This is a genomic window from Streptomyces sp. NPDC059499, assembly GCF_042749285.1.
Taxonomy (GTDB): domain Bacteria; phylum Actinomycetota; class Actinomycetes; order Streptomycetales; family Streptomycetaceae; genus Streptomyces.
Genome location: NZ_JBHYTT010000002.1, coordinates 250,954 through 269,507, shown reverse-complemented (window position 1 = coordinate 269,507; position 18,554 = coordinate 250,954). Strand labels below are relative to the sequence as shown.

Below are 18,554 nucleotides of genomic sequence, written 5' to 3'. Positions count from 1 at the left end.
CGGCCGGTCCTGCCCCCGAGGCAGGTCCGGCCGCTTCCGCCGCGCGACAGCGTCTGTTACTTCACCGGCTCGGGTTCCGGCTGGTCCGCCGGCTCCGTGTCGTCCGCCGGGTCGGCGGGGGTCTTCACCGACTCCAGGAGGAGCTGCGAGACGTCGACCACCTGGATCGACTCCTTCGCCGTGCCGTCGTTCTTCTTGCCGTTGACCGAGTCGGTCAGCATGACGAGGCAGAACGGGCAGGCCGTGGAGACGATGTCCGGGTTGAGGGAGAGGGCTTCGTCGACGCGCTCGTTGTTGATGCGCTTGCCGATCCGCTCCTCCATCCACATCCGGGCACCACCGGCGCCGCAGCAGAAGCCGCGCTCCTTGTGGCGGTGCATCTCCTCGTTCCGCAGACCCGGGACCTTCGCGATGATCTCGCGCGGGGGCGTGTAGATCTTGTTGTGACGGCCCAGGTAGCAGGGGTCGTGGTACGTGATCAGACCCTCGACCGGCGTCACCGGGATCAGCTTGCCCTCGTCCACCAGGTGCTGGAGCAGCTGCGTGTGGTGGATGACCTCGTACTCGCCGCCGAGCTGCGGGTACTCGTTCGCGATGGTGTTGAAGCAGTGCGGGCAGGTCGCGACGATCTTCTTCGCCGACTTCGCCTTCTTGGTCGAGTCGTCCTCGTCGTCCTCGCCGAACGCCATGTTCAGCATCGCGACGTTCTCCTGGCCGAGCTGCTGGAACAGCGGCTCGTTGCCGAGACGGCGGGCCGAGTCACCGGTGCACTTCTCGTCGCCGCCCATGATCGCGAACTTGACGCCCGCGATGTGGAGGAGCTCCGCGAAGGCCTTCGTCGTCTTCTTGGCCCGGTCCTCCAGGGCGCCCGCGCAGCCGACCCAGTACAGGTAGTCGATCTCGCTGAGGTCCTCGACGTCCTTGCCGACGATGGGGACCTCGAAGTCGACCTCCTTGGTCCACTCGACGCGCTGCTTCTTGGCGAGCCCCCAGGGGTTGCCCTTCTTCTCCAGGTTCTTGAGCATCGTGCCCGCCTCGGACGGGAACGCGGACTCGATCATCACCTGGTAGCGGCGCATGTCGACGATGTGGTCGATGTGCTCGATGTCGACCGGGCACTGCTCCACGCACGCACCGCAGGTGGTGCAGGACCAGAGCACGTCCGGGTCGATGACGCCGTTCTCCTCGGCGGTGCCGATGAGGGGGCGCTCGGCCTCGGCGAGTGCGGCCGCGGGAACGTCCTTGAGCTGCTCCTCGGTGGCCTTCTCGTTGCCCTCCATGTCCTTGCCGCCGCCGGCCAGCAGGTACGGGGCCTTGGCGTGCGCGTGGTCGCGCAGAGACATGATCAGGAGCTTCGGGGAGAGCGGCTTGCCCGTGTTCCAGGCGGGGCACTGCGACTGGCAGCGACCGCACTCGGTGCACGTGGAGAAGTCGAGGATGCCCTTCCAGGAGAACTGCTCGACCTGGGAGACACCGAAGACGTCGTCCTCGCCCGGGTCCTCGAAGTCGATCTCCTTGCCGCCCGAGGTCATCGGCAGGAGCGCGCCGAGCGCGACCGCGCCGTCGGCGTTCCGCTTGAACCAGATGTTCGGGAAGCCGAGGAAGCGGTGCCAGGCGACACCCATGTTGGTGTTGAGCGAGACCGTGATCATCCAGGTGAAGGACGTGACGATCTTGAGTGCCGCGACGGCGTAGGTGATGTACTGCAGCGTGCCGATGCTCAGCCCGTCGAAGGCGGCGACCAGCGGGTACGAGGCGAAGAAGCCGGGCTCCCAGCTGGTCACGTGGTGCTGGGCACCCTCCAGGCCGCGCAGCGTCATGATGCAGAGGCCGACGATGAGGATGACGGCCTCGACGAAGTACGCCTGGCCGGTCTTCGAGCCCGCGAAGCGGGACTTGCGGCCCGCGTTGCCCGGCCTGCTCAGCTGGCGGATCACGATCAGGGTCACGATGCCGAGGACCGTCATCAGACCGAGGAACTCGGTGAAGATCTCGTACGGCAGCCAGTCGCCGATGATCGGGATCAGCCAGTCGGCCTGGAAGAGCTGGCCGAAGGCGTTGACGATCGTGAGCAGCAGCGAGAAGAAGCCCACCGCCACGAACCAGTGCGCGAAGCCGACGATGCCCCAGCGGTTCATACGGGTGTGGCCGAGGAATTCCTTGACCAGCGTGATGGTGCGCTGCGTGGGATCACCCGTGCGGGTGCCCGCGGGCACCGGCTGACCGAGTCGCACATAGCGGTAGATCTGCGCGATGGCGCGGCCGAAGAGTGCGACGGCCACCACCGTGATGACCAGCGACACGATGATCGCGGCGAGTTGCATTTTGGGGGCTCCTCGGGCCTGCGAGGGTAGGATACTAAGCGGTAACTTAATGATTCTGTGCTGACACTATCCACTTATTCCACCGTGCTGTAGCGGGGCAGGCGGTGATTTGTGTCGCTCAGGTGAGCCTTCCTCCGCCGGGCGAGCCCGTGGAGTCCGGTGCGCAGCTGGATGCGTGCGGTCTGAGCCAGGATGGCCAGGTCGAGTCCTGTCCCATGATGCTCGGCGTAGTGCGCGTCCAGGAGGGCGGGTTCGTCCCAGGGCATTCCGGAGCGGGCGCGCACCTGTGCCAGGCCGGTCAGGCCCGGTCGCAGCTCCTGCCGCCAGTCGCGGCCCCCCGGCCCTGCGGCCGCCGGGTCGCCGGGTGCGAGGGGTGCCGGACCGACCAGGGAGAGTTCCCCGCGTACGACGTGGGGCAGCCGGGACAGCAGGTCGAGGCGGAACCGGCGGGTGCGCAGGGAGCGCAGTTCGAAGGGCCGGCCGCCGAGGCCGGTCCGGATGTCGCGGCTCAGCACGCCTCCGGGCCGGCGGCCCGGCCGGAGCGCGAGGGCGAGGGCGCCCAGGGCGAGGGCGGGGGAAGCCAGGGCCAGCAGGGCCGAGCCGAGCAGCAGGTCCAGGCTCCGCTTGGCGGTCATGGCTGCCAGCTGTGCTGCCGTGAACCGGGCAGCGCGGGCCGCCGCCCGTGCCGCCGCGGCTGTGGCGGGATGCGTCGTCCTTCGTACCGCGGTCCGCTTCGCGTTCTGCATCGCACCTGCCCGGAATCCGTGACGTGCCGTTATGACCGTCTCGCTGCATTTTGTGACAGAACGATCCCACGATGCGATGGTGGGGCGGAGGTGCTCGGCGTGGCAAGAGTGCGGGGTGTCGCGCGTGGCGTGGGTGCTGCGTTCCTGTATGCATCAGATAAAAATCCCAGGTGGGGATGGGTCTGAGCACCTTAGTTGAGTCCAGGTGACTCAGGTCCTTTGACTCCGGGGCGGGTGTCATGCATCCTTGAGTCAGATCCACTCAAGTAGTCAGTTGGAGGAATCGAAATGGCACGTGCGGTCGGCATCGACCTGGGCACGACTAACTCCGTCGTCAGCGTTCTCGAAGGCGGCGAGCCCACCGTCATCACCAACGCCGAAGGCGCCAGGACCACGCCGTCCGTCGTCGCCTTCGCGAAGAACGGCGAGGTGCTCGTCGGCGAGGTCGCCAAGCGCCAGGCAGTCACGAACGTCGACAGGACGATCCGTTCCGTCAAGCGCCACATGGGCACTGACTGGAAGATCGAGATCGACGGCAAGGGCTTCAACCCGCAGCAGATGAGCGCCTTCATCCTGCAGAAGCTCAAGCGTGACGCCGAGGCGTACCTGGGCGAGAAGGTGGCAGACGCTGTCATCACCGTCCCGGCGTACTTCAACGACTCCGAGCGCCAGGCGACGAAGGAGGCCGGCGAGATCGCGGGCCTGAACGTCCTGCGTATCGTCAACGAGCCGACGGCCGCCGCGCTGGCGTACGGGCTCGACAAGGACGACCAGACGATTCTCGTCTTCGACCTCGGTGGCGGCACCTTCGACGTGTCCCTCCTGGAGATCGGCGACGGCGTCGTCGAGGTGAAGGCCACCAACGGTGACAACCACCTCGGTGGTGACGACTGGGACCAGCGTGTCGTCGACTACCTGGTGAAGCAGTTCGCCAACGGTCACGGCGTGGACCTGTCCAAGGACAAGATGGCTCTCCAGCGTCTCCGCGAGGCCGCGGAGAAGGCGAAGATCGAGCTCTCGTCCTCGACCGAGACCACGATCAACCTGCCCTACATCACCGCGTCGGCCGAGGGCCCGCTGCACCTGGACGAGAAGCTCACGCGCTCGCAGTTCCAGCAGCTCACCGCCGACCTCCTGGACCGCTGCAAGAACCCGTTCCAGAACGTCATCAAGGACGCGGGCATCCAGCTCTCCGAGATCGACCACGTCGTTCTCGTCGGTGGCTCGACCCGTATGCCGGCCGTCGCCGAGCTCGTCAAGGAGCTCACGGGCGGCCAGGACGCCAACAAGGGTGTGAACCCGGACGAGGTCGTCGCCATCGGCGCCTCGCTCCAGGCCGGTGTCCTCAAGGGTGAGGTCAAGGACGTCCTGCTCCTCGACGTGACCCCGCTGTCCCTCGGTATCGAGACCAAGGGAGGGATCATGACCAAGCTCATCGAGCGCAACACCACGATCCCGACCAAGCGTTCCGAGATCTTCACGACGGCCGAGGACAACCAGCCGTCCGTGCAGATCCAGGTCTACCAGGGCGAGCGCGAGATCGCGGCGTACAACAAGAAGCTCGGAATGTTCGAGCTGACCGGCCTGCCGCCGGCCCCGCGTGGCGTCCCGCAGATCGAGGTCGCGTTCGACATCGACGCGAACGGCATCATGCACGTCGCCGCCAAGGACCTCGGCACCGGCAAGGAGCAGAAGATGACCGTCACCGGTGGCTCCTCGCTGCCGAAGGACGAGGTCAACCGGATGCGCGAAGAGGCCGAGCAGTACGCGGACGAGGACCACCGTCGTCGCGAGGCCGCCGAGTCGCGCAACCAGGGCGAGCAGCTCGTCTACCAGACGGAGAAGTTCCTCAAGGACAACGAGGACAAGGTCCCCGGTGACGTGAAGACGGAGGTGGAGACCGCGCTCACCGAGCTGAAGGAGAAGCTCAAGGGCGAGGACACCGCCGAGATCCGTACCGCCACCGAGAAGGTCGCGGCCGTCTCCCAGAAGCTGGGCCAGGCGATGTACGCCAACGCCCAGTCCGAAGGTGCGACGCCCGGCGCCGACACCCCGGGTGACGACAGCGCCAAGGCCGACGACGATGTCGTCGACGCCGAGATCGTGGACGACGAGAAGGACAACAAGGGCGGTGCGGCGTGACCGAGGAGACTCCGGGCTTCGACGAGAAGCCCGACGTCCCCTCCGGCGCCAACTCCGACGACGTCGAGCCGAAGGCCGCCACCCCCTCCTCCGAGGAGGCGGCGGCCCCGGCCGGGGACGTACAGCAGACAGCGGCCCTGACGGCGCAGCTGGACCAGGTCCGTACCGCGCTCAGTGAGCGCACGGCCGACCTCCAGCGGCTCCAGGCCGAGTACCAGAACTACCGCCGGCGGGTCGAGCGGGACAGGGTGCAGGTCAAGGAGGTCGCAGTCGCGGGCCTTCTGTCCGAGCTCCTGCCCGTGCTGGACGACGTCGGCCGCGCACGGGAGCACGGCGAGCTGGTCGGCGGCTTCAAGTCGGTGGCCGAATCGCTGGAGACGGTCGTCGCGAAGCTGGGCCTGCACCAGTTCGGCAAGGAGGGCGAGCCCTTCGACCCGACGATCCACGAGGCCCTGATGCACTCGTACGCGCCGGACGTCACCGAGACGACCTGCGTGGCGATCCTGCAGCCGGGGTACCGCATCGGGGAGCGCACCATCCGCCCCGCGCGGGTGGCCGTGGCAGAGCCGCAGCCGGGCGCCACGCCCGCGGCGGCGAAGGAAGAGAAGGCAGACGACGAGGAGAGCGGTGGAACCGAAGAGGTCTGACGTCCAGTCCGACCACTGCGGTGAACACCGACGGGGCGTGCGGCCGGCCACAGGGCCGGCCGCACGGCCGATCGTCCGGAAGGAGGGACGTCGATGAGCACGAAGGACTTCGTCGAGAAGGACTACTACAAGGTTCTCGGCGTCCCCAAGGACGCCACCGACGCCGAGGTCAAGAAGGCGTACCGGAAACTCGCCCGCGAGTTCCACCCGGACGCCAACAAGGGCGACTCCAAGGCGGAGGAACGCTTCAAGGAGATCTCCGAGGCGAACGACGTCCTCGGTGACCCCAAGAAGCGCAAGGAGTACGACGAGGCGCGCGCCCTCTTCGGCAACGGAGGCTTCCGGGCGGGTCCCGGCGGTGCGGGCGGCAACTTCAATTTCGACCTGGGCGATCTCTTCGGGGGTGCCCCGGGCCCGGGCCAGGGCGGCGGTGCCGGCGGGTTCGGCGGTGGCGGCGGCGGTCTGGGCGACGTCTTCGGCGGACTGTTCAACCGGGGCGGTGCGGGCACCCGTGTCCAGCCGCGCCGCGGCCAGGACATCGAGTCCGAGGTCACGCTCAGCTTCACCGAGGCCGTCGACGGGGCCACGGTCCCCTTGCGGATGTCCAGCCAGGCGCCCTGCAAGGCGTGTTCGGGCACGGGCGACCGGAACGGCACCCCGAGGGTCTGTCCGACCTGCGTCGGCACCGGTCAGGTGTCACGCGGCAGCGGCGGCGGATTCTCGCTCACCGATCCCTGTGTGGACTGCAAGGGCCGGGGCCTCATCGCCCAGGACCCCTGCGAGGTCTGCAAGGGCAGCGGCCGGGCGAAGTCGGCCCGCACCATGCAGGTGCGGATCCCGGCGGGCGTGCTGGACGGCCAGCGGATCCGGCTGCGCGGCAAGGGCAGCCCGGGCGAGCGCGGCGGCCCGGCCGGCGACCTCTACGTCGTCGTCCATGTCGACGCCCACCCGGTCTTCGGCCGCAAGGGCGACAACCTGACCGTCACCGTGCCCGTCACCTTCGCGGAGGCGGCACTCGGCGGCGAGGTGAAGGTCCCCACGCTCGGCGGACCTCCGGTCACCCTGAAGCTCCCGGCCGGCACCCCCAACGGGCGTACGATGCGGGCCCGCGGCAAGGGAGCCGTGCGCAAGGACGGCACCCGTGGCGACCTCTTGGTCACCGTCGAGGTGTCCGTGCCCAAGGATCTCGGCGCGGAGGCTCAGGAAGCGCTGGAGGCCTACCGGAAGGCGACCGCGGGGGAGGACCCGCGGGCGGAGCTGTTCCAGGCTGCGAAGGGAGCTTGAGATGGACGGCCGTCGACGCAATCCGTACCAGCTGACCGATGAATCACCGGTGTACGTGATCTCGATCGCGGCCCAGCTCTCGGGCCTGCATCCGCAGACGCTGCGCCAGTACGACCGCCTCGGCCTGGTCTCGCCGGACCGTACGGCCGGACGCGGCAGGCGCTACTCGGCCCGCGACATCGAACTGCTGCGCACGGTGCAGCAGTTGTCGCAGGACGAGGGCATCAACCTGGCGGGCATCAAGCGCATCATCGAGCTGGAGAACCAGGTCGCCGCGCTCCAGCAGCGCGTCGCCGAGCTCTCCGCGGCGGTGGACGGTGCGGCGGTGGCCATGCAGCAGCGCGAGGCACAGGTGCACGCCTCGTACCGGCGCGACCTGGTGCCGTACCAGGACGTGCAGCAGACCAGCGCGCTGGTCGTCTGGCGGCCCAAGAGGCCGAAGGACTGAGGACCGGCTGCGGAGGCCCGCCCCCGGGGCGTCATGACCCGTTCATGACCCCGGGGGCGGGCCTCTGTGCTGTCCCGGTGCCGGCCTCGGCGATGCCGGACCGGACGATCAGCGTCCCCAGGTGGGTCCGGCTGTGGGCGTTGAGCGTCTGCATGAGCTTGGAGATGTGGGAGCGGCAGGTGCGGACGCTGATGCCCAGCTTGCGGGCGACCACGTCGTCGACGTGGCCCTCGGCCAGCAGGCGGGCGATGCTCTGCTGCACGGCGGTGACGGGGGTGCCGGGGACCGTTGCCGGGAGCTGCTGGGTGAGGGGGGTGGCCTGCGCCCAGAGGACCTCGTAGACCTGGGTGAGATAGGCGACGAGAGCGGGATGGCGGATCTCCAGTGCCGTCTCCCGCGTGGGAGTGGCGGGGATGTAGGCCACGGCGCGGTCGAAGATGATGAGCCGTTCGACGCTCTGCTCGACGGTCCGTACCTGGAGGCGGTCGGACGGTATTTCCGCCACGTAGTCCTTGAGCCCGGGGCTGTAGCGCGCGGGGTGCTGGTACAGGTGCCTCAGACGGGCTCCCGAGGCGATCGCGGAGCGGGCGTTCTCCAGCCCCTGCCGCATGTTGTGCGTGAGCCTGTTGGCCCCCGGCTGCGCCGTCAGGACCTCCTCCTTGGCATGGGTGGAGGCCTCCCGGAGCACGGAGACGATCAGCGACCGTCCTTCGAGCACGGTGATCGCGTGGTTGGGGTCCTCGTCGGCGACGGCCATCAGCGGCGCGAGTGCCCCTGACAGTGCGGAGGTCAGGCGTATCCGCTCGTCTATCTCCCTGGTGATGGGCTGCAGCAGGTGGGCCAGGGCGGCGGACGGCGGGACGGGACGGAGCCACGCGTCGTCGTCCGGGTCGGGCTGGACGAGGGCCATCTCCAGCAGGCACGGAGCGGAGTCCAGGTCGGCGCGGGGGAGACGTCCCGCGCGCAGCGCTTCCTCGTACAGGCGTATCGCCGGGTCGCACAGTTCGCGATTCCCGTGCGAATGGGTCGGGTTTGCCTTTTCCGCGTCGATTTGGGGGCCCTCATTTTTTTGCACTGCAACAAGATGACGGTGGCGGAAGCCTGGATCCGGGGGAATCGTGGTGCGCCAGAAGCGGTCACTCCTGATCCAGGATCCCTGACTGTGCGATCAGATAGCCGAGTTGGGCACGACTGTTGCTGCCGAGCGCGGCGTTCAGTTTGGCCACATGTGCGCGGCACGTGCGGACATTCATGCCGAGACGGCGCGCGATCGAGTCGTCGACGTGTCCCTCGACGAGGAGTTGGGCTATCGCATGCTGAACTCCGCTGATGCCGAGGGTCGTCGGGTTGTACTTGACTTCCTCCAGCAGGGGGGCGGCTCGGGTCCAGAGTTGTTCGAAGACCTTGGCGAGGTACTCGACCAGTCCCGTGTGCCGCAGTTCCAGGGCGACTTGACGGTCGTCCGTGGCCGGGATGAAGGCGACCGTGCGGTCGAAGATGATCAGGCGCTCGATGAGTTCCTCGAGCGTGCGGATTTCCACGTTCTCGTCCGCAATGCGTTCGGCGTACGCCAGTGTGCTGGGGCTGTGCCGCACGGTGTGCTGGTAGAGCGTGCGGATGCGTACGCCGCGGTCCACGACGGACAGGCCCCGTTCCAGGGCCTCGATGAGGCGGTCCTCGCTCCGGCCGCCTCCCGGCTGGACGGTCAGGACCTCCGTCCGGCACTCGGCCGTGGCGAGGTCCAGTGCCGCGTTGATCCGGTTGGCGCCTTCAAGGACCGTGATCGCGTGGGTGGTCGGCGGGTCCTGGGCGCTGATGTCCATGTAGGGCTCGAAGGACTCGGTGAGCAGGACGGAGCGCCGGCGGCGTTCCAGGATCTCGCGTTCGAGCGGGTGCAGGTGTTTGGCCAGTGCGGCGGACGGGGGTACCGGCCGGAGCCAGTCCGCGTCGTCGGGATCGGGGTGCAGTAGGGCGAAGTCGATCAGGCACGGGGCGGCTGCCACCTCGGCGCGGGCGATGCGCCCGGAGCGCAATGCGCTGGCGTAAAGGCGCCCTCCTTCTTCGCACAGTTCGGTGATCCCGTGAGGATGTGTCGGCTTTGTGTAGCTTGTGGTCATATCTCCACCCCCCAGGTTCCTGAACATGCAGGAACATGATGCATCGACTCAGTGGTGTTCGAGTGCCTGGGTGAGACATCGTCTTAAGTGCGGGGGAGAAGAATCCACAAGTGAGGACGAAGCCGACTATGTATAAGCGAATGCTTCGCTCGGCGCTTGCCGCCTCGTTCGTTGCAGCCTTGGGCATTGGACTGGCGGGCGGGGGCGACATCGCATGGGGCGGGGAGGCCGTCGCGGCATCGGGTGACATCGCCTGGGGTGCCGAGGCCGCGCCCGCACCGGGAGACATCGCCTGGGGCGCTCCGGCAGCGTCGGTACCAGGTGACATCGCCTGGGGCATCAAGGCCGCGCCCGCACCGGGTGACATCGCCTGGGGTGCCGAGGCAGCTCCTGCGCCGGGTGACATCGCCTGGTCCGCTCCGGCCCTTACCGGCGCATGACCACCCCACCGGACGACCGCACCTTCCGGCGGGAGATGGCCACGGCCTATCGGTCAGGGTGGCACTTCATCGATCTGCTCACGGCGCTCACCGGCCGTGGCGATTCGTTGATGGTCACCCTGTTCGGAGAGCCGATCGTCGTGGTGATGGAAACGGACGACGACGTCCGCGCCTATCGCTGTCTGCGCCGGCCCCGCGGAGCGCCGCAACCGGTTCGCTGTGCCGTGAGGTACGGCATGATTTTCGTCAATCTCGATCAGCGGGACCACGAGCTGTTCGAACAAGAAGCCATCTCCGCCACCCCCCGCAGTGCCTGAACGATTCCCCCGTCGTTCCATGTCGTTCAGGCGCTTCCCCCACACAACGGCGCCATCGTGACCTGAACACGATGGCGCCGTTGTGCTGCCCGGGTGGACTTTCTCAGCCCCTGCCGAGCGCCCGGTCCACGGCGATCTCGATGACGACCCGTTCCGGGTTGTGCGCCGGAGTGCGCTCGTACCGCTCCGCGTAACGGCGTACCGCGTCCTCCACCTGCCCGGACTCCGTGCGGACCGTCGCGAGGCCTTCCAGGGTCGCCCAGCGGCGTCCCTGCATCTGGCAGACCGCGACCCGCGCGCCCTGTGGACCCGCTGCCAGGACGTGGGCGACCTTCCGGCTGTTCCCGCTGGTGATGACACGTGCCAGCCGTGTCTCCGGGTCGTACGTCACGCCGACCGGCACCACATGGGGGGTGCCGTCCGGGCGGAGCGTCGTCAGGGTGCACACATGGCGCTCCCGCCAGAAGGCGAGGTACTCGGGGCCGAGGTTGCGAACGTCAGGCATGGGGTCAGCCTAGAGAGAACGGCCCCGACACCCGCACCCGGTCAGGCTTGAGTGGAATAGACTCAACTTTGTACCCGTTGTTCGAGTCATACTTCGGTGAAGCCGAGAAGCACCAGCACAAGGAGGAGACGACGCCCGTGGACGCCGAGCTGACCAACAGGAGCCGGGACGCCCTCAACGCGGCCACCAGCAGGGCCGTCAAGGACGGGCACCCCGACCTCACCCCGGGGCATCTGCTGCTCGCACTGCTCGCGGGCGAGGACAACGCGAACATCACCGACCTGCTGGCCGCGGTCGACGCCGACCAGGTGGCTGTGCGTGCCGGGACGGAGCGGCTTCTCGGCGCGCTGCCTAGCGTCACCGGATCCACCGTCGCCCCGCCCCAGCCCAACCGTGAGCTGCTCGCCGTCATCTCCGACGCCGCACGGAGGGCGAAGGAACTCGGCGACGACTACCTCTCCACCGAGCACCTGCTGATCGGTATCGCCGCCGAGGGCGGCCGGGCCGGTGAGATCCTCACTCAGCAGGGAGCCAGTGCGAAGAAGCTGCTGGACGCATTCGAGAAGAGCAGGGGAGGGCGCCGGGTGACCACACCCGACCCGGAGGGCCAGTACAAGGCCCTGGAGAAGTTCGGCACCGACTTCACGGCCGCCGCGCGCGAGGGCAAGCTCGACCCCGTCATCGGACGTGACCAGGAGATCCGCCGCGTCGTCCAGGTGCTGTCCCGCCGCACGAAGAACAACCCCGTGCTCATCGGGGAGCCCGGCGTCGGCAAGACCGCCGTCGTCGAAGGGCTCGCCCAGCGGATCATCAAGGGGGACGTCCCCGAATCGCTGAAGAACAAGCGGCTCGTCTCCCTCGACCTCGGCGCGATGGTCGCGGGTGCGAAGTACCGCGGTGAGTTCGAGGAACGCCTCAAGACCGTCCTCTCGGAGATCAAGGAGAGCGACGGCCAGATCATCACCTTCATCGACGAGCTGCACACCGTCGTCGGCGCGGGCGCCGGCGGCGACTCCTCGATGGACGCGGGCAACATGCTCAAGCCGATGCTCGCCCGGGGTGAGCTCCGCATGGTCGGCGCCACCACGCTGGACGAGTACCGCGAGCGCATCGAGAAGGACCCCGCCCTGGAGCGCCGCTTCCAGCAGGTCCTGGTCGCCGAGCCGTCCGTCGAGGACACGATCGCGATCCTGCGCGGCCTCAAGGGCAGGTACGAGGCGCACCACAAGGTGCAGATCGCGGACTCCTCGCTGGTCGCCGCCGCGACCCTCTCCGACCGCTACATCACCTCCCGCTTCCTCCCCGACAAGGCCATCGACCTCGTCGACGAGGCCGCCTCCCGGCTCCGTATGGAGATCGACTCCTCCCCCCTGGAGATCGACGAGCTCCAGCGGGCCGTCGACCGGCTGCACATGGAGGAGCTCGCCCTCAAGAACGAGACCGACGCGGGCTCCAAGCAGCGCCTGGAGAAGCTCCGCCGCGACCTCGCCGACAAGGAGGAGGAGCTGCGGGGCCTGACCGCCCGCTGGGAGAAGGAGAAGCAGGGGCTCAACCGCGTCGGTGAGCTGAAGGAGCGCCTGGACGAACTGCGCGGCCAGGCCGAACGCGCCCAGCGCGACGGCGACTTCGACACCGCGTCCAAGCTGCTGTACGGGGAGATCCCCGGCCTGGAGCGCGAGCTGGCCGAAGCGGCCGAGGCCGAGCAGGAGGCCTCCCAGGACACGATGGTCAAGGAGGAGGTCGGACCGGACGACATCGCGGACGTCGTCGGAGCGTGGACGGGCATCCCGGCCGGACGCCTCCTGGAGGGCGAGACCCAGAAGCTCCTGCGCATGGAGGACGAGCTGGGCCGCCGGCTCATCGGCCAGACCGAGGCCGTGCGCTCCGTGGCGGACGCGGTACGCCGCACCCGCGCCGGGATCGCCGACCCCGACCGGCCCACCGGCTCGTTCCTCTTCCTCGGCCCGACCGGGGTCGGCAAGACCGAGCTGGCCAAGGCACTCGCGGACTTCCTGTTCGACGACGAACGGGCCATGATCCGCATCGACATGAGCGAGTACGGCGAGAAGCACAGCGTCGCCCGGCTCGTCGGCGCCCCGCCCGGCTACGTCGGCTACGAGGAGGGCGGCCAGCTCACGGAGGCCGTCCGCCGCCGCCCGTACAGCGTCGTCCTGCTCGACGAGGTGGAGAAGGCCCACCCCGAGGTCTTCGACATCCTGCTGCAGGTGCTCGACGACGGCCGGCTCACCGACGGACAGGGCAGGACGGTGGACTTCCGCAACACCATCCTGATCCTCACGTCGAACCTCGGCAGTCAGTTCCTGGTCGACCCCCTGACCAAGCCGGATGTGAAGAAGCAGCAGGTCATGGATGTCGTACGGGCGTCCTTCAAGCCGGAGTTCCTCAACCGGCTCGACGACCTGGTGGTCTTCTCCGCCCTGTCCGGTGACGAACTCGCCCATATCGCGGGTCTCCAGGTGGGCCGCCTCGCGGGCCGGCTGGCCGACCGCCGGATCACCCTCGACGTGACCCCGGACGCCCTGGCCTGGCTGGCCGAGGAGGGCAACGACCCGGCGTACGGAGCCCGGCCGCTGCGCCGGCTGATCCAGACGGCGATCGGCGACCGGCTCGCGAAGGAGATCCTCGCGGGCGAGGTCAAGGACGGGGACACCGTGCGGGTGGACCGGGCCGGGGACGGGGACGGGCTGCTCGTGGGGGCCGTTCCCCCGGAGAAGGCCAGGTAGACCACTCGTCGTGCCCCCGGCCCGCGGACCCTGCGTCCGGGCCGGGGGCACGTTCGTGTGCGGCGTCGTTTGCATTGATGCGTGCATCCGACACCCTTGATTGATGAAGTGCCCTGGTCGTGCGTCCGAGAAGTAAGTCGGGGCGTACCGGCGGTTGCCCACTAAATCGAGCCGAAAATTTCCATTCCGTGGCCGGATGGCAGGCGCGGCGTACTGCCCCCGGCTGTTCTCCGGGCGAGGTCGGCGCATATCCGTATCCCGATCGCACTACGGTCAACGGCCAGGCAACAGACCGGTTTCCGCTCAATAACAGGACACTTTGGACCACCTTTCATGATCTGCTGGAGGGGGTATATGTGGAATTCGGCAGCCGGTAAGGTACGCGCATGACGGAGCGCATACCTGATGAGATAAGCCCGGAGTCGAAGGATTGCAAAAGTGACAATCTAATTCGCCTCAGCGAATTTCGCACTCTTTGGGCGGCTTATGCTCAGTCGGTCCTCGGTGACCAGCTGGCGCGGGTGGCGTTGTCGCTGCTGGTCTTCGAACGAACCGAGTCGGCCGGCTGGACCGCGGCGACGTACGCCCTGACCACCCTGCCCGCCCTGCTGTCCGGGGTCCTGCTGTCCGGCCTCGCCGACCGCTTCCCCCGGCGGACCGTCATGGTCGGCTGCGACCTGGTGCGCGCCGCCCTGGTCGGGCTGATGGCCCTGCCGGGAACGCCGCTGCCCCTGCTGGCCGGGCTGCTGGTGCTGGCGCAGCTGGCCGAGGCGCCCTTCGGCGCCGCCCAGGGCGCTCTGCTGCCGACCGTGCTCGGCGAGCGGAGGTACGAGCGTGGCCAGCGGGTCATGCTGATCACCCACCAGGCCGGGCAGCTGGTCGGCTTCGCCGGTGGCGGTGTGCTCGTCGTGTGGCTGGGCAGCCACCTCTCCCTGGGGCTGAACGCGGCCTCGTTCCTGCTCTCCGCGTCCCTGATCAGGTTCGGTGTGAAGGCACGGCCGATCGCGAGCGACGACGTGCGTCAGAAGAGACTGCACATGCAGGTCAGGAGTGGGGCGGCGCTGATCTGGGCGGACCCCAGGCTGCGGGCGCTGGTCGCCCTGGGGTGGCTGGCGGGGTTCATCGTGCTGCCGGAGGGACTGGCCGCCCCGTTCGCGGACGAGGCCGGCGGGGGCGGCGCCTCCGTGGGGCTCCTGCTCGCCGCGCATCCGGCGGGAATGGTGCTGGGCGCGGCCCTGCTCGGGCGGGCGAGCGTCGGGGACGAGTGGCGCCGCAAGCTGCTCGGCCCACTGGCGGTCGGCGCGAATCTGCCGCTGCTCCTGTACTGGACGGGCCCCGGTGTCGCGGTCGCTGTCCTGCTGCTGATGGCGTCGGGTGTGTGCTCGGCCTACCAGATCACCGCCGGAGCCACTTTCGTCCTGCTCACCCCGGCCGGCCAGCGTGGCCAGGTACTGGGGCTCGCCAGGTCGGGGCTGACCGCCATGCAGGGGATCGGCGTCGCGGCGGGCGGTCTGGCGGCCGAGCTGTCCGGATCGTCCTCGGACACGATCGGAGGGGCGGGACTTCTCGGGACTCTGTGCGCGATCCTGGTTGCCTTCGCCTGGTCGCGGGCCCGGGGGACCGGCGCAGGGACGATTCCCCTGAGGGCGTAGGACTACTGGCCGCCGATCGCGGCTAGGGTCGATGGCAGGAAAACCCACGAGCGATCCACAGGAGTACCCAGCGATGTCTATCGACCCGTCCTCGATTCCCAACTTCGGGGGCCAGCCCGAGCCGCAGGCGTCAGGACCCGAGGGGCCCGTCGTCCCTGACCAGGACCTCGTCAAGCAGCTTCTCGAGCAGATGGAGCTGAAGTACGTCGTCGATGACGAGGGCGACCTCGCAGCGCCGTGGGAAGAGTTCCGCACGTACTTCATGTTCCGCGGCGAGGAGGAGCAGCAGGTCTTCTCGGTCCGTACGTTCTACGACCGCCCCCACCCCGTCGACCAGCGTCCCGTGCTCCTCGACGCGATCGACGACTGGAACCGCCGCACCCTGTGGCCCAAGGTCTACACGCACGCCCACGAGGGCGAGGAGGGCGCCGCCGCCTCCGTGCGGCTGATCGGTGAGGCGCAGATGCTCATCGGCACCGGCGTCAGCCTGGAGCACTTCGTCTCCTCGACGGTCAGCTGGGTGCGGGCCTCCATCGAGTTCGACAAGTGGCTCGTGGAGCGCCTCGGCCTGGAGCCCGCCGAGGAGAAGACCGCGGACGAGGAGTCCCCGGAGGCCTGATCCGGCGCCGGTGGGACAGCCCGGCCGGGGGCGGCGGTCATCGCGACCACGCCGCCGGGCCGGGCTTCCTCATGTCCGGGCTCTCCCCGTGCGTGCTCTCCCCGTCCGGGGGATCAGCCCGTGCCGAGGCTCTTCAGCCGGGTGACCGCTTCCGTGAGTACCTCCGTGCGCTTGCAGAAGGCGAAGCGCACGAAGGGCGCTCCCTGGTCGCGGTGGTCGTAGAACACCGCGTTGGGGATGGCGACGACTCCGCACCGCTCCGGCAGCGCCCGGCAGAACGCGAAGCCGTCCTGCCCCCCGCCGAGCGGCCGGATGTCGGTGGTGACGAAGTACGTTCCGGCAGGTTCGTAGACCTCGAAGCCGGCCTCGGCGAGGCCGCTGCTCAGCAGGTCGCGCTTGGCGCGCAGGTCCGCGCGCAGCCCGTCGAAGTAGCTGTCGGGCAGGCGCAGTGCCTCGGCGACCGCGTACTGGAAGGGCCCGGCCGACACGTACGTCAGGAACTGTTTGGCGGACCGGACCGCGGTGACCAGGGCGGGGCTCGCCGTGATCCAGCCGACCTTCCAGCCGGTGAACGAGAACGTCTTCCCCGCGCTGCTGATCGTGACCGTGCGCTCGCGCATGCCGGGGAAGGAGGCGAGCGGGATGTGCTCGCCCTCGAAGACCAGGTGCTCGTAGACCTCGTCCGTCACGACGAGGAGGTCGCGCTCGCACGCGAGCCCGGCGACGGCGGCCAGCTCCTCGCGCGTCAGGACCGTGCCGGTGGGGTTGTGCGGGGTGTTGAGAAGGATCAGCCGGGTGCGGGGGGTGACGGCGGCGCGGAGTTCGTCGAGGTCGAGCCGGTAGGCGCCCTCGTGGGGGTGGAGCGTGACGGGGACGCGGGTACCGCCCGCCATGGCGATGCAGGCCGCGTACGAGTCGTAGTACGGCTCCAGGGCGATGACCTCGTCGCCGGGCTCCAGGAGGGCCAGCAGGGTGGCGGCGATGGCCTCGGTGGCGCCCGCCGTGACGAGCACCTCGGTGTCGGGGTCGTACGCCAGTCCGTAGCGCCGCTGCTGGTGCTCCGTGATCGCGGAGCGCAGCTCGGGGACGCCGGGACCCGGCGGGTACTGGTTGCCGTGGCCGGCGCGCAGCGCCCGGACCGCGGCCTCACGGATCTCCTCGGGGCCGTCGGTGTCGGGGAAGCCCTGGCCGAGATTGATCGATCCGGTCCGTAGGGCCAGCGCGGACATCTCCGCGAAGATCGTCGTGCCGAAGTCGGCGAGGCGGCGGTTGAGCAGCGGTCGTCCCTGTGTCATGGGCGCCATCCTGTGCCGAAGCTCTGGAGTTGCTCAAGTCTGCTTTGGCCGCGATGGGGCGTGGGAATCCCCCTGTCACGTAAGAAGCGGGGACCTCGCTTCGGGGGACAGAAGGATGTGAGGTCGGTGGAGCACTTCATCTTCATCGTGGTTGTTCTCGTGATCATGGGGGGTGCGGTCGCGTTCCTGATGAGGGCGGCCGGCAGGAGGAAGGCGCCGGTGGGACGTGCCGGGCGCCGGGCACGGCGTGGATCCGCCGGCGGGGGCGGGGCGTCGGGCTGGTGGGCCGGTGACAGCGGCGGCGGTCACTCGTGCGGCGGTGGCGGCAGCAGCTCTTCGTGCAGCAGCGGCTCGTCGTGCGGTGGCGGGGGAGGATGCGGCGGCGGGGGCAGCTGACCCGGTCGGCCCGACCGGGGGCGGACGCCGTGTCCGTGAGGCGCCCGGTGGGTGAACTCCCGCCGGGCTCCTTTTCGTTGGGCTTTTCTGGAACAGATGAACCGTGCTGCCCCCGAGGGGATGGAAACCACGTCAAGTTGGGTAAAAACGCTGTGAGTGTGGCGTACTTCATGATTCCCTCGCTGTAGGGAACATTCAGCCGTCGGACCCTGAACGGGCCGGTTCAGGCGTTCCCCTTCCCCTAGGTGCGACGCACCGGGGGCACCTCCTGTCCGTGTGTCCATGTGTGTTTTGCGGAGCCGACCCATGCTCACGACCCTCCAGACCGCCTATTCCGATACCCGTGCCGCCGATCTGGCCTGGGCGCTGGGGCGCGAGCCACTGCCGGCCCTCGCCGTCCTCGACCTTCAACTGCCCTGTGCCAAGCTGCAGATGAGACTGCTCGGCGCCTCCCACCAGGTCCTCCTGGAGGAGGAGCGCGGCACCTGTTCCGAGACCGTTGCCTGTATTCCGGGCAGTAGCACGCCCCTGCCGCTCGGCGTCGCCAAGCGGATGGGCGAGTGGGAGTACGAGTTCGCGGCGCGCGTGGAGACTCTCTCGGAGGGCTCGTTCGCGGGGCGCGCACAGGAGCTGCTCGCGCTGGTGACCGACCATCCGCACGGCCTCGCGGGGACGTTTCCCGGCAGCCCGTACGCCTTCACGGCCATGCTGGCGCAGCACTCGGAGGGTCAGGTGGGGTGGCGCACCTGGCACGCGTATCCGCAGGAGGGGCAGTTGGTGGTGACCCGGACCCGGGTGGGGGTGCGGATGCCCGTGCCGGCGCTGTGAGCGGGCGTGGCGCCGGTCCGTGCGGGGCCGCAGCCGGGAGCGGTACCGGT

General features: G+C 68.9%; 16 protein-coding genes. 10 read left to right on the top strand and 6 right to left on the bottom strand.

Features of this window, described 5'->3' with window-relative positions:
* Positions 1-56 precede the first annotated feature (56 nt).
* Both ACFW9O_RS06545 and ACFW9O_RS06540 read right to left on the bottom strand, forming a co-directional pair.
* Positions 57-2,324, bottom strand: coding sequence for a (Fe-S)-binding protein (locus tag ACFW9O_RS06545; protein ID WP_384605810.1), 2,268 nt, complete (start codon positions 2,322-2,324; stop codon positions 57-59).
* A 74-nt stretch (positions 2,325-2,398) separates the two neighbouring features.
* A complete protein-coding gene (locus ACFW9O_RS06540) occupies positions 2,399-3,070 on the bottom strand; it encodes a sugar transferase (protein ID WP_384605807.1) in 672 nt (223 codons plus the stop codon).
* Positions 3,071-3,358: 288 nt separating this feature from the next.
* On the opposite strand from ACFW9O_RS06540, the gene dnaK reads away from it, so the two are divergent.
* From dnaK to ACFW9O_RS06520, 4 genes are all read left to right on the top strand, one after another.
* Complete coding sequence (gene dnaK / locus ACFW9O_RS06535; protein WP_351181809.1) at positions 3,359-5,212, top strand: molecular chaperone DnaK; 1,854 nt, start codon at positions 3,359-3,361, stop codon at positions 5,210-5,212.
* The gene (grpE, locus tag ACFW9O_RS06530) at positions 5,209-5,859 is read left to right on the top strand and encodes a nucleotide exchange factor GrpE (protein WP_351181812.1); all 651 of its coding nucleotides are present in this window, start codon (positions 5,209-5,211) and stop codon (positions 5,857-5,859) included. Before dnaK ends, grpE begins: the two co-directional genes overlap by 4 nt.
* 93 nt (positions 5,860-5,952) lie before the next feature.
* Complete coding sequence (dnaJ, locus tag ACFW9O_RS06525; protein ID WP_384605802.1) at positions 5,953-7,143, top strand: molecular chaperone DnaJ; 1,191 nt, start codon at positions 5,953-5,955, stop codon at positions 7,141-7,143.
* A 1-nt stretch (position 7,144) separates the two neighbouring features.
* Positions 7,145-7,591, top strand: a complete 447-nt coding sequence (locus tag ACFW9O_RS06520; RefSeq protein ID WP_014155378.1) for a heat shock protein transcriptional repressor HspR — start codon at positions 7,145-7,147, stop codon at positions 7,589-7,591.
* A gap of 31 nt (positions 7,592-7,622) precedes the next feature.
* On the opposite strand, the gene ACFW9O_RS06515 is transcribed toward ACFW9O_RS06520, so the two are convergent.
* Together ACFW9O_RS06515 and ACFW9O_RS06510 are read right to left on the bottom strand one after the other, a co-directional pair.
* A complete protein-coding gene (locus tag ACFW9O_RS06515) occupies positions 7,623-8,666 on the bottom strand; it encodes a LuxR C-terminal-related transcriptional regulator (protein WP_384605798.1) in 1,044 nt (347 codons plus the stop codon).
* A gap of 61 nt (positions 8,667-8,727) precedes the next feature.
* Positions 8,728-9,735 carry a helix-turn-helix transcriptional regulator gene (locus tag ACFW9O_RS06510; protein ID WP_351179608.1) on the bottom strand — a complete coding sequence of 336 codons (1,008 nt, stop codon included), beginning with the start codon at positions 9,733-9,735 and terminating at the stop codon, positions 8,728-8,730.
* Between the two features lie 152 nt (positions 9,736-9,887).
* Between ACFW9O_RS06510 and ACFW9O_RS06505 the strand changes: the two genes are divergently transcribed.
* Together ACFW9O_RS06505 and ACFW9O_RS06500 are read left to right on the top strand one after the other, a co-directional pair.
* Complete coding sequence (locus tag ACFW9O_RS06505; protein WP_351179605.1) at positions 9,888-10,148, top strand: 5'-nucleotidase; 261 nt, start codon at positions 9,888-9,890, stop codon at positions 10,146-10,148.
* Positions 10,145-10,465 (top strand): (2Fe-2S)-binding protein, encoded by a 321-nt coding sequence (locus ACFW9O_RS06500; RefSeq protein WP_329209504.1) that lies wholly within the window; start codon positions 10,145-10,147, stop codon positions 10,463-10,465. Before ACFW9O_RS06505 ends, ACFW9O_RS06500 begins: the two co-directional genes overlap by 4 nt.
* A 103-nt stretch (positions 10,466-10,568) precedes the next feature.
* Here the strand turns inward: ACFW9O_RS06500 and ACFW9O_RS06495 are convergent, their stop codons facing one another.
* The gene (locus ACFW9O_RS06495; RefSeq protein WP_384605793.1) at positions 10,569-10,970 is read right to left on the bottom strand and encodes a pyridoxamine 5'-phosphate oxidase family protein; all 402 of its coding nucleotides are present in this window, start codon (positions 10,968-10,970) and stop codon (positions 10,569-10,571) included.
* A gap of 137 nt (positions 10,971-11,107) precedes the next feature.
* On the opposite strand from ACFW9O_RS06495, the gene clpB reads away from it, so the two are divergent.
* The 3 genes from clpB (at position 11,108) to ACFW9O_RS06480 (ending at position 15,985) form a co-directional block, all read left to right on the top strand.
* Positions 11,108-13,714 (top strand): ATP-dependent chaperone ClpB, encoded by a 2,607-nt coding sequence (clpB, locus tag ACFW9O_RS06490; RefSeq protein WP_384606616.1) that lies wholly within the window; start codon positions 11,108-11,110, stop codon positions 13,712-13,714.
* 386 nt (positions 13,715-14,100) lie between these two features.
* A complete protein-coding gene (locus ACFW9O_RS06485; RefSeq protein WP_384605790.1) occupies positions 14,101-15,366 on the top strand; it encodes an MFS transporter in 1,266 nt (421 codons plus the stop codon).
* A gap of 73 nt (positions 15,367-15,439) precedes the next feature.
* Positions 15,440-15,985 (top strand): YbjN domain-containing protein, encoded by a 546-nt coding sequence (locus ACFW9O_RS06480; RefSeq protein ID WP_351179596.1) that lies wholly within the window; start codon positions 15,440-15,442, stop codon positions 15,983-15,985.
* Positions 15,986-16,098: 113 nt separating this feature from the next.
* Here ACFW9O_RS06480 and ACFW9O_RS06475 read toward each other — a convergent pair whose 3' ends face one another.
* Positions 16,099-17,280, bottom strand: a complete 1,182-nt coding sequence (locus ACFW9O_RS06475; RefSeq protein WP_384605787.1) for a pyridoxal phosphate-dependent aminotransferase — start codon at positions 17,278-17,280, stop codon at positions 16,099-16,101.
* Positions 17,281-17,982: 702 nt separating this feature from the next.
* On the opposite strand from ACFW9O_RS06475, the gene ACFW9O_RS06470 reads away from it, so the two are divergent.
* Positions 17,983-18,504: a DUF2617 family protein gene (locus tag ACFW9O_RS06470; RefSeq protein WP_384605784.1), complete on the top strand. Its 522-nt coding sequence runs from the start codon at positions 17,983-17,985 to the stop codon at positions 18,502-18,504.
* Positions 18,505-18,554 lie beyond the last annotated feature (50 nt).